This window comes from uncultured Clostridium sp. (genome assembly GCF_937920395.1).
GTDB lineage: Bacteria > Bacillota > Clostridia > Clostridiales > Clostridiaceae > Clostridium_AD.
In genome coordinates, this window is the sequence record NZ_CALEVF010000038.1 from 1 (window position 1) to 14438 (window position 14438).

14 protein-coding genes are annotated in these 14438 nt (G+C 30.4%); 11 read left to right on the forward strand and 3 right to left on the reverse strand.

Features of this window, described 5'->3' with window-relative positions:
- The first annotated feature begins 231 nt into the window (after positions 1-231).
- Complete coding sequence (locus tag Q0649_RS03450; protein ID WP_298837363.1) at positions 232-654, forward strand: putative ABC transporter permease; 423 nt, start codon at positions 232-234, stop codon at positions 652-654.
- An 84-nt stretch (positions 655-738) separates the two neighbouring features.
- Here the strand turns inward: Q0649_RS03450 and Q0649_RS03455 are convergent, their stop codons facing one another.
- From Q0649_RS03455 to Q0649_RS03465, 3 genes are all read right to left on the reverse strand, one after another.
- Positions 739-1185 carry a MarR family winged helix-turn-helix transcriptional regulator gene (locus tag Q0649_RS03455; RefSeq protein ID WP_298837365.1) on the reverse strand — a complete coding sequence of 149 codons (447 nt, stop codon included), beginning with the start codon at positions 1183-1185 and terminating at the stop codon, positions 739-741.
- A 176-nt stretch (positions 1186-1361) separates the two neighbouring features.
- Positions 1362-4070, reverse strand: a complete 2709-nt coding sequence (locus tag Q0649_RS03460; RefSeq protein WP_298837367.1) for a hypothetical protein — start codon at positions 4068-4070, stop codon at positions 1362-1364.
- A 27-nt stretch (positions 4071-4097) separates the two neighbouring features.
- Entirely contained in the window at positions 4098-4283 is a 186-nt protein-coding gene (locus tag Q0649_RS03465; RefSeq protein ID WP_298837369.1) for a hypothetical protein, read from the reverse strand.
- Positions 4284-4520: 237 nt separating this feature from the next.
- Here Q0649_RS03465 and Q0649_RS03470 point away from each other — a divergent pair, with 237 nt between their 5' ends.
- The 10 genes from Q0649_RS03470 (at position 4521) to priA (ending at position 14434) form a co-directional block, all read left to right on the forward strand.
- A complete protein-coding gene (locus Q0649_RS03470; protein ID WP_298837371.1) occupies positions 4521-4721 on the forward strand; it encodes a hypothetical protein in 201 nt (66 codons plus the stop codon).
- 223 nt (positions 4722-4944) lie between these two features.
- Positions 4945-5940: an asparaginase gene (locus Q0649_RS03475; RefSeq protein ID WP_298837373.1), complete on the forward strand. Its 996-nt coding sequence runs from the start codon at positions 4945-4947 to the stop codon at positions 5938-5940.
- Between the two features lie 100 nt (positions 5941-6040).
- Entirely contained in the window at positions 6041-7462 is a 1422-nt protein-coding gene (locus Q0649_RS03480) for an NCS2 family permease (RefSeq protein WP_298837375.1), read from the forward strand.
- 180 nt (positions 7463-7642) lie between these two features.
- Positions 7643-8797: an aminotransferase class I/II-fold pyridoxal phosphate-dependent enzyme gene (locus Q0649_RS03485; RefSeq protein WP_298837377.1), complete on the forward strand. Its 1155-nt coding sequence runs from the start codon at positions 7643-7645 to the stop codon at positions 8795-8797.
- A 208-nt stretch (positions 8798-9005) separates the two neighbouring features.
- Positions 9006-9884 carry a YicC/YloC family endoribonuclease gene (locus Q0649_RS03490; protein WP_298837379.1) on the forward strand — a complete coding sequence of 293 codons (879 nt, stop codon included), beginning with the start codon at positions 9006-9008 and terminating at the stop codon, positions 9882-9884.
- Between the two features lie 14 nt (positions 9885-9898).
- On the forward strand, positions 9899-10180 hold the full coding sequence (remA, locus tag Q0649_RS03495; protein ID WP_298837381.1) for an extracellular matrix/biofilm regulator RemA: 282 nt from the start codon (positions 9899-9901) through the stop codon (positions 10178-10180).
- The gene (gene gmk, locus Q0649_RS03500) at positions 10170-10781 is read left to right on the forward strand and encodes a guanylate kinase (RefSeq protein WP_298837383.1); all 612 of its coding nucleotides are present in this window, start codon (positions 10170-10172) and stop codon (positions 10779-10781) included. Before remA ends, gmk begins: the two co-directional genes overlap by 11 nt.
- Positions 10774-10992 carry a DNA-directed RNA polymerase subunit omega gene (gene rpoZ, locus Q0649_RS03505; protein WP_298837385.1) on the forward strand — a complete coding sequence of 73 codons (219 nt, stop codon included), beginning with the start codon at positions 10774-10776 and terminating at the stop codon, positions 10990-10992. Before gmk ends, rpoZ begins: the two co-directional genes overlap by 8 nt.
- A gap of 1 nt (position 10993) precedes the next feature.
- Positions 10994-12184, forward strand: a complete 1191-nt coding sequence (coaBC, locus tag Q0649_RS03510; protein WP_298837388.1) for a bifunctional phosphopantothenoylcysteine decarboxylase/phosphopantothenate--cysteine ligase CoaBC — start codon at positions 10994-10996, stop codon at positions 12182-12184.
- A gap of 48 nt (positions 12185-12232) precedes the next feature.
- Positions 12233-14434: a primosomal protein N' gene (priA, locus tag Q0649_RS03515; protein ID WP_298837390.1), complete on the forward strand. Its 2202-nt coding sequence runs from the start codon at positions 12233-12235 to the stop codon at positions 14432-14434.
- The last annotated feature ends 4 nt before the right edge of the window (positions 14435-14438 follow it).

A 14438-nucleotide genomic window follows, 5' to 3' on the forward strand; every position in this document is an offset into this window, starting at 1 on the left:
AAATCTGGTTTATTTGTAGGGCATACAGAAGCTATGGCAACAGGAGCACTTGCAGTAGCAGAGTATTTTGAGAGAATGCAGGAACGTAGACTTTATACTTTAGATATAGATGAAATTAAGAGAAAAGTTGCGAAATTAAATTTGACTGATATATTTAAGGAAAAACTGATATAGAATAATAATTAATAAAGTTAGTAGTATATTTTACAATGTAACACACACAATATCATTATGTGGAAAAAATTTATTGTATACGGGATTTTAGGTCTTTTAGCAGAGGTTTTTTGGAATGGGTTTAGTGCAATGATTAAGGGAGATATGTTACTTAAAGGTACAACTTGTATTTGGATGTTTCCTATATATGGGCTTGCTGTATTTCTTGAACCAGTCCATAATAGAATCCGGCATCTTCCGCTTATAATTAGGGGAGGTATGTATATGGTACTTATATTTACAGTAGAATTAATTAGCGGACTACTGCTTAAATTGCTTTTAGGGGAGTGCCCATGGAATTATGTAAACAAAACATTGTCAATATGTGGAATTATAACATTGAGTTATGCACCGGTTTGGTTTGCCTACGGGATTATGTTTGAAAGAATACATGATGTTATAGCATGTATTGAAAAAAGCCTTAATAACAATGTTAATTAATGTAATATAAGGTATAACATACAATAAAAAAATGGTGTAGTAAGTTTAATTAATAAAATATATTAAACTTACTACATCGCTTCTTTATATCTTTTTATGGGTAGAATCTAAATTTGATAATAATGAATTAACATTTTCTTTAAGAGTAACTGCAGCCTGAGGTGATAGACCTGTTGAACAAAAGATTTCTTTGGGTATGCTAATAGCCATTTTTTTTAATTCAGCACCTAAAGGAGTTAGAGTAATATATACATTTCTCTCATCTACAGTGTCTCTAGTTCTTTTTACTAGGTTCATACACTCTAATTTTTTAAACAATGGAGTTAAAGTGCCAGAATCTAAATGTAATTTTGTTCCAATCTCTTTTACGGTTATATTATCTTTTTCCCATAATACTAATAGAGCAATATATTGCGTGTAGGTTATACCTAGTTTGTCTAATTCTGGTTTGTAAAGTTTCGTTATTTCACGGGAACAAGCGTATAGAGCGAAACATAACTGGTTATCTAATTTAAGGGATTCATCTGTCATTTTTGATCATTCCTTTTCATTTAAAGTGAATTTTGAATTTGTGTTTAAGTCTTCTTCTAAGTCTATATTTAATATAATATATATTTATAATTTAGATTACAGCTATTTAATAGTACAAAACTAAATTGAGTTAAATTTAAAATATCATGTTAGTTGTAAAATGTCAAGGAATATTTTTAAAAATCATGTTTTACAGCATTAATCTTATTTACCATGTAGCCTGATAAATAATCAAATTGATGCCATTTTTCTATTTGAACTTTATCACCCAAAAAAGTAGATTCCAGTGGTGCAGTAGCATTAATATAAAGGTTGGAGGAGGAGTTAAATAAAAATATTCCATCAGCGCCGTCAGCATATAAATCATAAGCTCTTAATAAATATTGCTGAATATTTAAGTATTTAATATTGGGTATATATAGTCCCTGCTTTATTAACTTTTCTTCTTCTTTTGTTACGTCGTGTCCACTAACATTTGCAGAAATACCTACATATAATTTTACGTTCGTATTTTTAACCATGTTTACATAAGATGAAATTTCAAAGTTTTTATCCTCATTACCAATGCTTGAAGGTATTAATGTATCAAGTAAACCTTCTTTAACCCAAGTAGTAACATCAAATCCATATTTAATAGGGTCCTTCCAGGGTATCCTTATGGTTATGGTTTTATTTTTTTGTAGTTCATTTCGCAAGGTTCGTAAGAATTCATTCATGATAAGTATCTTTTGATTTTCGGGAGTTTCGATTCCAAAAATAGTTGGGTATCTGCAAAAATCTAATGTTACCCCATTCACATTATTAAAAGACCCTGCCTCTATAAGTATGTTTTTGATGTAATCTCTAACTTCTGGGTAGTAATAACTTAGCGGAAAATTGCCAAGTTGAGTAAACTGTTTGTATTCATTATATATATTCCCATTTAAAAAGCCGTAAATACTTGGATTATAAAATGCATCCATTCTGAGTGACGCATTAACTTTTACTCCCATATCAATTCCTCTATCAGCTATAAGTTCGAGTGGTGACTTGCCAGAATGCAATATATTCAATATTTGAGATCTTGCTAACTTATCTCCATTTCTAAGCTCAGAATCAAATCCTTCTGTACCCTGGAACACGTTTCCTGCATATTTACTATTATAATTTAAAGCACTGGTGGTTCCTAAACACCAATTTACTGTTCCAACATTTTTATTGGCTAGGCTGTCTATAACCCTACTTTTAAGTGCTTTGACAGTGGGGAAGTTTCCAGAAAAAAAATCAGAATACCCATCAAAATCATAAATAACTGTTTTTTTATTTCCATTTTGTTGTTGATATAAAGCCACCTGATAATTTGTTAAACCTATTAGTTTAATATAAGCTATTTTAGCAATTTTAGAAGCAATTGGATGTATTTCAATTGAGTTGTTATCAAAATTTGAAATTATTGTAGATTTTTCATTAATCCATTTATCAGCATATGATGAGCTAGAATTAAAAGAAATGTCACCATTTACTTGCAAAGGTGAATAACTATTTGTTTTCCTAATTTGAAAACTTTCAGTACCGTCAACATAACCTACATAAACTCTAAACCATCCATTTAGGGATACAGGCATTTTTATTGATAGAGCATTTTCTCTATTTTCGATTATTGACCCACTCTTGTTATTTTCGCAATCAACGTAGGAACTTAATTTCCAACCGCAATTCAGAGCATCATTTTGATTTTTTGATAACATCTTATCCACTTGAGTATATAGGTACACACTTCCAGGGGTAGAAGTTATAACCTGGCCTGGAGTTATATTTATTACTGAAATAGTCATATTTAGAGTTTTTGTTATTTGTTCGATTTCATTATTGCCAGTTACAAGCTTCAATACAAGTTTCATTTTCCCAGATTGGGTTATATTATTAAGTGTAGAGGAAACATTTCTATTATCTATCATGGTTGTACTTTCTGCAATAATTTTGTCGTTTTTATATAAGTATGCTTTAATACTATATTGCTTAATATCAATAAGCTTTTCATCTTCAACAGTCATAACTGTTGAAATATTTATAGTTTGGTTCTTTTCATCAGTTAGTACAGCAGCATTTTTTATTGTTAATGATTTTACTACTGCAAAATTATCAATATATATTTTGTTCGTACCTGTAAGTGAATCAGTCATGTCGCTATAAAGTACAACCTTATCAGTAAGCCCATTAGCATCTAGTTCGGGATTAGGAAAATTACCAATAACTTTTCCATCTATTAATATAGATATAGTTTTATTTCCATCATATTTAATTGACCATCTATGAATATCATCATCTCTGGGCAAATATGTACTAATTGTATGAAAAAGGTTGTAACCTGAATTTTTACTTAACAAGTTTATATTTATTTTATTGTCAGAGTCTTTGTCATTAATACTAAGATGATATCTTTTATTGTTAGCAATTATATCTAGTACAAAACCTCTCCAAACTTCGTTTGTAGAAGGAGTTTGTAAATCGGCTATTATAGCATCAAATTCTATGTTGAAAGGACCAGCACCTATTTTAATATCTTTGCTTATTTTTGAAATTGAATTTTTAGTGTTATTGTAAAATAAATATTGTCCATATGGAATATGTGCATTATATTTTTTATTTTCATTTGCATCTGCAACAAATGAGTTATTAGTATACTTGTTACTTTTAATCCATCCACTAGTAAGAAGGTTATTGCAGTTATCATTAAAAATTGACTTGATATTCTTATTGTTTTTTACAAGTATATTATTCATTTTGAAAGTCTGTTGTATAGGTTTTTGCAATTGATTATTAGTTTGCTCAAATGCATATGAACTATGAGTAGATATTAATAAAAAGAATAATATAGTAAATGTAGTTATTAGTAGTTTTTTCATCTTTTGTAATCTCCCTTATAACTTAAGTTAAAAATAGGCATATAACATTTTATAAGCATAATAAAGCAATAAAAAAGCTAAAAGCCCAACTATAGCCCAAAAAAACATTAGTTTAAAATTTGATTTTTTAGGTTTCTTTGTAAAAACATCAACGATTTTATTTAGTGGTTCGCTGATTTCAGCATGTATTATTTTCTTTAAATCATCATTCACTTAAGTCACCTCATAAATTACTTATCTATATATATTATCTAAATACAATTTAATATACCTTATATTTAAAATTTGATTATTAAAGTACTTAAATAATTAATTAAGTAAAAGATTTTTAACAAATAATATAAAAATAGATTTTAGGTGAGATTACTACGTATAATATTATAAATTTGGAGAGAAAATAGTAAAGCAAATGGTTTTGAATGTAATTTAATTAAAAAGGAGGGTGATTTAATGATTAACAAATGTGGAAATTATATAGATGAAGGTTATAAAATAATGAAATTTGAGAGAGATATTGATAAAATTACTGGACAAGAAATAGGGACAATTGAGGTAAAGGCATTAGATGGTCATAGGCAGTATATAACATTAGATGATAATGGTGCTGATGAAATAGAAAAAAGTTTATTTGAATATTTAAAAAATAAATAGAATTATAAAAATAAGGCATGCTAATAATTCGTATGCCTTATTTTTATTTATGAAATTTTACAAATAAAAGATGTAATTTTTCCAGGTATATTGTAAAATAGAGTTTGTGTGTAAAATTCAAATATAATGTATCGTAAGTAAACATCTACGTTTGAGTTTCTATAACATTAAAGAGTAAAAACAGATTAATATATTTTAAAACTAAGATTAGGAGGTATTTTAAGTGAAAAAAGTTGCGGTTATTTTTAATGGCGGCACAATTTCTATGACATTAGATCCAAGAATAAAGGCAGCAGTTCCAACTCTAAGTGGAGAAGAAATAATGTCTATGGTTACAGGAATTGAAAAGTATGCCGAAATAGAATCATATACTTTCTCAAACATGCCAGGCCCTCATATGACGCCAGAAATCATGTTGGATTTGTCTAGATACATAAAAAAACTTTTAATTCGAGAGGATATATGTGGGGTTGTAGTTACTCATGGTACGGACACACTTGAGGAAACAGCATATCTATTACATCTAACTATTGATAATCCAAAGCCGGTAATTGTTACAGGTTCAATGAGAAATGGTTCGGAACTTGGTTATGATGGCCCTGCAAATTTATCGGCTGCTATTTGTACTGCGATTTCCAAGGAGGCACGTAATAGGGGAGTATTAGTATGCTTAAATGATGAACTTAATTGTGCTAGTGAAGTTACTAAAACACATTCAATGCACCTAAATACTTTTCAGAGCCCCGAGTTTGGACCAATAGGAATTATAGATAATAATGTAGCAATATTTTATAGGGATAGTTTAAAAAAAGAACATATAATAACAGATAAGATAGAAAATAGAGTGGATTTAATAAAAGCTTGTGCTGGAATGGATTCAAAATTAATTGATTTTTGTGTAAAGGAAGGTGCAAGAGGAATTGTTATTGAAGCTATGGGAAGAGGAAATATTCCACCGAAAATGGCAGAAGGCGTAAAAACAGCTATTGCAAAGGGCGTGGCAGTTGTTATGGTGTCTAGATGCTTTAAAGGAAGAGTATTAGATTCCTATGGATACCCAGGTGGTGGAAAAGAACTTAGGAATGCAGGCGTTATTTTTGGAGATAGTCTGCCAGGTCAAAAGGCTAGAATTAAACTTATGCTGGCACTTGCTAGTACAACAAATCTAAAAGAAATTGAACATATGTTCGAAGACGGAAGATATAGAAGCCGAATTTAATGAGCAAAATATGATTAAATATTCGTCATGGTATTGACGTAAACGTACGTTTTTGATATTATGTTTGTATAAAAAATAAAATACAGAATAGGGGATAAACATGAAATCAACAGAAAATATTGAAAAAAATTCTATATTTGAGAAGCTTTTCAAATTAAGAGAAAACAAAACTACAGTAAAAACAGAAATACTTGCGGGGATAACTACATTCATTACCATGGCATATATTATATTTGTAAATCCTAATATTCTTAAATTTGCAGGAATGAATTTACCTGGGATAAAGGGTGATGGGGCAGCCGGTTTCAACGCATTAAATGATCCAGTTGTAGCATCTGTTTTTGCAGCTACATGCATTGCAGCAGCTGTGGGTACATTTGTAATGGCTTTTTATGCTAATCTTCCATTTGCACAGGCACCAGGAATGGGATTAAATGCATTTTTTACTTATAGTGTATGTTTGGGACTTGGATATACATGGCAACAAGCGTTAGCAGCAGTTTTTATATCAGGAATTTTATTTATAATAATAACTCTTACATCAATACGAGAAAAAATAGTGGATGCATTGCCACAAAATTTGAAGCTTGCTATTTCAGGCGGTATCGGACTATTTATAGCACTTATAGGTTTTAAGGGTGGCGGAATAATTGTAAGTAATAAAGAAACTTTAGTAGCCTTTGGTAAGTTAACATCTCCAAGTGCGATAGTTACATTAATAGGTTTAACTGTTACGGCAATATTAATGGCTAGAAAAATAAAGGGGTCTATACTATTTGGAATTGTAATAACTGCTATAGTGGGCATTCCTTTTGGAATTACAAAACTAGCAGGTGTTGTGATATTCAGCAAACCACCGTCTCTTTCACCAACATTTATGCAGTTTGATTTTGCGGGTCTTTTAGGATCAGGTGCTAGTAAGGGAGTATTTTCAGCAATAATGAGTGTAGTAATGGTTGTAATAACCTTTAGTTTAGTGGATTTATTTGATACAATAGGAACACTCGTGGGAACAGCAACAAAAGCTAAGATGCTCGATGAGAATGGACGAGTAAAGAATATGAATAAAGCATTAATGTCAGATGCATTAGCAACTACTGCAGGAGCAGTTATGGGAACAAGTACAATAGTAACTTATGTCGAATCTACAGCAGGAGTTGCAGAAGGTGGAAGAACAGGTCTTACATCAGCTACAGTAGGAGTGCTATTTTTATGTTCTTTATTTTTTAGTGGACTGGTAGGAATAGTACCAGCTGAGGCTACTGCACCAGCACTTGTAATAGTTGGAGTCCTTATGATGAGCTCAATTACAAAGATTGATTTCGACGATTTTACAGAAGCACTTCCAGCATTCTTTACAATAGCAATAATGCCATTTAGTTATAGTATAGCAAATGGAATAGCTGCAGGAATTATTTTTTATCCAATAGTAAAAGTTGTAACAGGAAGGCAAAAGGAAGTTAGTCCTATAGTTTATGTTTTAGCAGCATTATTTATAATTAGATTTATTGTATTGCCTTAGTTAGTGATGTAATAAAATAATATTAAGAGGTTAAACTGGTACCTACAGAATAGAACTTTTAAGAAATCTATTCTATAGGTACCAGTTTATAATTTAAGTGTTTTTTTTAGTAATCTTTCAAATGTAACAAAGTTAGTATTATCCGAATAATATAATAAAAACTATGTAAAGGATGATACTATGAAAATAAATAATAGACTTTCTAATGTTTCCGAATATCATTTTAAAAAGATTGATGATATTAAAAAAAAAGCTATTACTTCTGGTGAAAAAATTATTGACCTTAGTATAGGAGATCCAGATTTATCAGTCAATTCAAAAATTACAGATGCACTAATAGAAGCCTTAAAATGTGAAAATTACAATAATTATCCTCCTTATGATGGGATAATTGAACTGAAAAAAGCAGTTATAAAATACTATAATCAAGTTTATAATGTATGCCTCGATTTAGACGAAGTAATAATTCTAATAGGATCAAAAGAAGGTATAAACAACATCATTCCAGCTGTATGTGATATAGGGGATTGTGTAATAGTACCTGAACCGGCATATCCAGTTTATAGCATTTGTTCAAAACTATGGGGTTGTGTGCCGTATACTGTGCCATTAACACAAAGCAATGGATATATGCCAAGGCTTGATGATATTCCTGAAATTATTGTTAATAAATGTAAATTGATTTTTATTAATTATCCTAATAACCCTACAGGTGCAGTAGCAAGTAAAGAGTTTTATAAGCATATTATAAAGTTTTCTTATGATAATAATATTGTTTTATGCAATGATTCAGCATATAATGAGATAATTAAGGAAGATAAAGAGCCAATTAGCCTTATGCAATACGATGTATTAAGAAAAAATGTGGAATTTGGGACTTTATCTAAAACTTATAATATGACAGGATATAGAATAGGGTATGCTGTAGGTAATGCTAAAGTAATAAATGCTCTTTTAAAAATAAAAAGTAATTGTGATTCTGGTCAATTCATACCAGTGCAAAAGGCCGCAGTTGCTGCTCTTAATTTAGAACGTGATTATGTTCATAATATAAGAAAAATATATGATGAAAGACGTGAAGTAGCTAAAAATGTTTTACTAGAGAAAAATATAAAATTCTTTGATACTGAAGCTACGTTTTATTTATGGTGTAGAACACCTAAAAATTATACGACAAATGAATTTTGTGAAGAATTGCTGATTAATCATGGAATTGTGGTTACACCAGGCAATGTTTTTGGAAAAATTGGATACGATTATTTCCGTATAGCTCTTACAAAAGATAAGCTCATTATTGAAGAAGCTTTAAAATCTTTAAAAAAATGTGGTGATTAATATTATTATTGGTATAATATAAGATATATAGGAAATATTTTATTAATAGTAAGAGCTGTTTTTAAAATCTATAAAATTACCGCTTGATAGTATTTTTTAATGAAAATCGTAATAAAAGTAAAAACTTATAATTTTAGCTTGAAATTAAGGTAATACTTTATGTATACTTATTACGAGGTCACAATGAACAATGGAAGGATGTCTTGTTATGATTAGGAGTATGACCGGATTTGGGAGAGGAAGCTCTGAAAAAGATGGTAAAAGTTTTACAATTGAGATTAAAAGTGTTAATCATAGATATTTTGAAACTAATATAAGAATGCCTAGAGTATTAATATCTTTTGAGGATAAAATCCGCAAAATAATTGGTGAAAAAGTAAACAGAGGAAAACTTGATGTTTTTGTAACTCAAGGTAATTATGATAAGGAAGATGTTGAAGCGTATTTGAATGAAAAATTAGCTGCAAGTTATATAAATTGTCTTGGAATTTTAAGGGATAAATATGGTCTAAGTGATGATATATCTGTTGCAACGGTAGCTAAATTACCAGAAGTAATAACCCTTAAACAAAAGGAAGAAGATGTTTCAGAAACCTTTGAGCAGATTGAGTTAGCATTAACAAAGGCGCTTGGGGCTCTTCTTTTTATGAGAGAAAGAGAAGGTAAAAAGTTACTTGAGGATGTTATAATTAAGTGCAATATAATTAATGAATTAGTTGAGAAAGTTAAGACAAGGGCACCGTTTGTTGTTTGTGAGTATAAAACAAAGCTAAACCAAAGGCTTAATGCCTTACATAAGGAAGTTGATTTTGATGAAAATAGAGTTGCTATGGAGATTGCAATTTTTGCTGACAAAGCAGGAATAGATGAAGAAATTGTAAGATTAAATAGTCATATAAATCAAATGAAGGAAACTCTAATTTTAGACGAACCTATTGGTAGAAAACTTGATTTTATTATTCAAGAAATGAATAGGGAAACAAACACTATAGCTTCAAAAGCAAATGATTTGGAAATTTTAAACACAGTAATCAGTATGAAAAGCGAAATAGAAAAGATTAGAGAACAAATACAAAACATAGAATAAACTGGAGGCACACGATGAGTATAAAGTTGATAAACATAGGGTTTGGAAACATTGTTTCAGCGAATAGATTAGTAGCTATAGTCAGCCCTGAATCAGCGCCTATAAAAAGAATAATTCAAGAGGCAAGAGATCGAGGAATGCTAATTGATGCTACTTATGGAAGAAGGACCAGAGCAGTTATTATTACAGATAGTGATCATGTTATTTTATCAGCTGTTCAGCCTGAAACTGTTGCACATAGATTATCTGTTAAAGATGAGGACCATTTGGACGAGGTTGAGAATAATGAGGAGTAAAGGACAGTTAATCGTAATTTCAGGACCTTCCGGTGCTGGTAAAGGGACTGTATGCGAGGCGCTTCTTAAAAAAAATAATTTCTGGATTTCAGTTTCAGCGACTACGAGAAGCCCAAGAAATTCTGAGATAGATGGTGTAAATTACTATTTTATATCTAGAGAAGAATTTCTAGAAAGGATTGAATCAAAAGACTTTTTAGAATATGCACAGGTTTATGGAAACTGTTATGGTACGCCTAAATCTGAGGTTTTAAAAGTGCTCGAGACTGGTCGTGATGTAATACTTGAAATAGATATTCAAGGCGCGCTTAAGGTGAAAATGGCTTATCCAAATGGTTTATTTATTTTTATACTTCCACCATCTATGGAGGAATTAAGAAATAGAATTACAAATAGAGGAAGTGAAACACCGGAGTCATTAATGACTAGATTTACGTCTGCGCATGAAGAAATAAGTTTTGTCTCAAAATATGATTATGCAGTTGTGAACGATACTGTTGATAGTGCATGTGAGAAAATTCAAAGTATTGTCATTGCAGAAAGATGTAGAGTCGATAGAATGAATGGAGATTTTTTAAAGGAGGAAATTATAAATGAATAATTCAATGATTAGCCCATCAATAGTAGATTTATTAAAAAGAGTTGACAATAGGTATTCTTTAGTTGTAGCAACATCAAAAAGAGCAAGACAAATAATAGAGGGTCAAAGCCCACTTGTACAGGTGGATTCGACGAAGCCTGTTACTATTGCTATAGAGGAGATTTATGAGGGAGCCATTGTTGCAATTACAACAAAAGAAGGAATAAAATAGTATGGAAAATAAAAAGACAGTAGTCATCGGTGTTACAGGCGGGATAGCTGTATATAAGGCTCTAGATGTTATTAGTAGATTAAAAAAAGAAAATATTGATGTGCATGTTATAATGACGAAATCTGCTATAGAGTTTGTAAACCCAATAAGCTTTCAATCACTTAGTCAGAATATGGTTATACATGATATGTTTCAGGAACCTAAAGCATGGGAAATTCAACATATAACTCTTGCTAAAAAAGCAGATCTATTTGTCGTAGTTCCAGCAACTGCTAATATAATTGGGAAAATTGCAAATGGAATTGCAGATGATATGATTACAACTACTATTATGGCAACTAAGGCACAAGTTATTTTTGCCCCAGCAATGAATGTTAATATGTATCATAATCCAATAGTGCAAGGTAATATTCAAAAGTTAAAGGATTTTGGTTATGAGTTTATTTCTCCAGTATCAGGAAGGCTTGCTTGTGGTGACATAGGAGAAGGAAAACTTGCACAAACTGAAGATATCTTTGAAGTGATTATGAGTAATTTGTATCCTATAAAGGATATGATTGGTACTAAGGTTTTAGTTACAGCTGGTCCTACAATTGCACCTATTGATCCTGTAAGATTTATAACTAATAGGTCAACGGGGAAAATGGGATATTCAATTGCTAGGGAAGCAAGAGACAGAGGGGCAGATGTAACATTAATATCAGGACCATGTAATGAAAAAACACCTTTTGGTGTAAGTATAATTAAGGTAAATACAAACGAAGATATGAGGAATGCTGTAATAAGCAAATATGAAGATAGTGACATAGTTATAAAAGCAGCTGCTGTATCTGATTATAAACCTAAGGTATATTCTAGTAGTAAAATTAAGAAAAGTGAAAATGTTTTAAACTTAGAGTTTGTACGAGATAACGATATTTTAAAAGAACTAGGATTACATAAAAAGAATCAAATCTTAGTAGGTTTTGCAGCAGAAAGTAATGATTTACTCAAAAATGCAAAAGAAAAGCTACTTAAGAAAAATTTGGATTATATAATTGCGAACGATATAACAAAAACAGACAGTGGATTTGGAACTGAAGAGAATAAGGTAATTATTTTAAGCAAAGATAACGATCCAATAGCATTAGATATAATGTCCAAAAAACAAGTTGCTAGGGAATTGTTTAATTTAATAAATAAAAAGCGCTAATGCGCTTTTTTATATTACAGAAAATTATAAAATTAAAAGGGTGATTAAGTGTATCAGTATGCTGGAGTGGTGGTGAATAACGATTCAGTTCAAGTAGATAAAATTTTTACATATAAAATACCTACTAGTTTATTGGGTATTGTGCAGTTAGGATATAGAGTTAAGGTTCCATTTGGTAGAGGAAACAGAACATTAGATGCCTTTATATTAGAACTATACCCGCAATGTGATAGCACTATTAATATTAAGGAGATAGCTAAAATATGTGATGAAATGCCACTTCTTAAAATAACTGACATTGAGCTTGTCAAAATCATGAAAAAAAAGTATCTCTGTACTTATCTAGAGTGTATAAAAGTTATTATTCCAAGAGGTATAACAAAGGGGATAAAAAAGAAGACATCACTGGTATTAACAATAGGTAAGCAGTTAGAGGGTAAATTTTTAAATGAACCGTACACGAGCATCTATGAGTTAATAGAATCAAATAAAATGAAATACAATAAGAATGAATTCAGTAAAACTTTTGATTTGTCATTATCATCAATTAATACAATGATTAAACATGGGTTTGTAACCACGCAAGAGATTACAATTAACAGATATAATCAAAAACATTATGCTAAGTACGAAGAAAAAATATTAAATGAAAAACAACGCCAATCAGTGGATTTTATAATGAATTCTAAAAAAAAGAAATTTTTGATTCATGGAGTTACCGGTAGTGGGAAAACTGAAATATATATGAAATTGGTTAGTTATATGTTAAAGGAAAATAAACAATCTATAATACTTATACCAGAAATATCTTTAACACCTCAAATGGTTGAAAGATTTAAAGGTAGGTTTGGTCCTGATATAGCGGTTTTTCATAGTAGATTGTCAGATGGTGAGCGTTTTGACGAATGGATGAGAGTAAAACTTGGAAACGCTAAAATTGCTATTGGTGCAAGATCAGCTATATTTTTACCTTTTGAGAACTTAGGATTAATTGTTATAGATGAGGAACATGAGGCTAGTTACAAATCGGATAGTGATCCGAAATTTGATGCTCGTGAAATAGCATATATGAAATGTGAACTTGAAAATTGTAAATTAGTACTAGGATCAGCTACACCATCTGTTGAAAGTTATTATAAAACTACAATAGACGAACTTTCATTAATTACTATTAATGAGAGGGCAGATGGTGCGGCAATGCCAAAAGTAGAAATTGTAGATATGCGTGAGGAACTTATGAATAACAATCGATCAATATTTAGTAAGTCACTACATGAGGGTATTGCGTTGTGCTTAAGTAAAAATGAACAGGTGATTTTATTTTTAAATAGAAGAGGGTTTTCAACATTTGTTTCCTGTAGAAAATGTGGGTATGTTTTTAAATGTAAAAAATGTGACATTTCATTAACATATCATAGTGCAGGTGAATACTTAACATGCCACTACTGTGGTGAGAAGGAAAAAATCAGTAAAGTTTGTCCTAGTTGTGGCAGTAGTTATGTGAAATATTTTGGCGTTGGAACAGAAAAAATTGAACAAGAAATTAATAGAATCTTTCCGAGTGCAAGAACTTTAAGAATGGACTTTGACACAACACGAAAAAAAAATTCTTATGAATATATATATAATACATTTAAAAGTAAAGGCGCAGATATTTTAATTGGAACTCAAATGGTCGCTAAAGGGTTAGATTTTAAAGATGTTACATTAGTTGGAGTGATAGCTGCTGATTTGTCACTTAATTTACCGGATTATAGGGCGTTTGAGCGAACATTTCAACTGCTTACTCAAGTTTCAGGAAGAGCTGGTAGAGGTAGTAAGGAAGGCAAGGTAGTTATTCAAACGTATAGTGCAGATGATTTAACAATTAAGTATGCTGCTAATAATGATTACGATAGTTTTTATAAAAATGAAATTATGATGAGAGAAGCCATGCAGTATCCGCCTTTCACAAGTATTTTAGTTATAACTATGAGTTCTGAGAATGAAGAAATGTTGATAAAAAACATACAAAGTGTTGGTGAAAATTTAAAATATCGGATCAAAGATAATAATAAAATTACATTGCTGGGACCCTGTACTTGTGGGGTTTCTAAAATTAAAAATTTCTATAGGTGGCAAATTATTATTAAAGGCGATATTAAAGAAACAATTGCTCTAGAAATAAAAAATTCTGTTTATGAATCGGTTAAAAATGTTTATAGTATCATAAGAGTTAGTATAGATATTAATCCAAGTAATATGATATAGATCA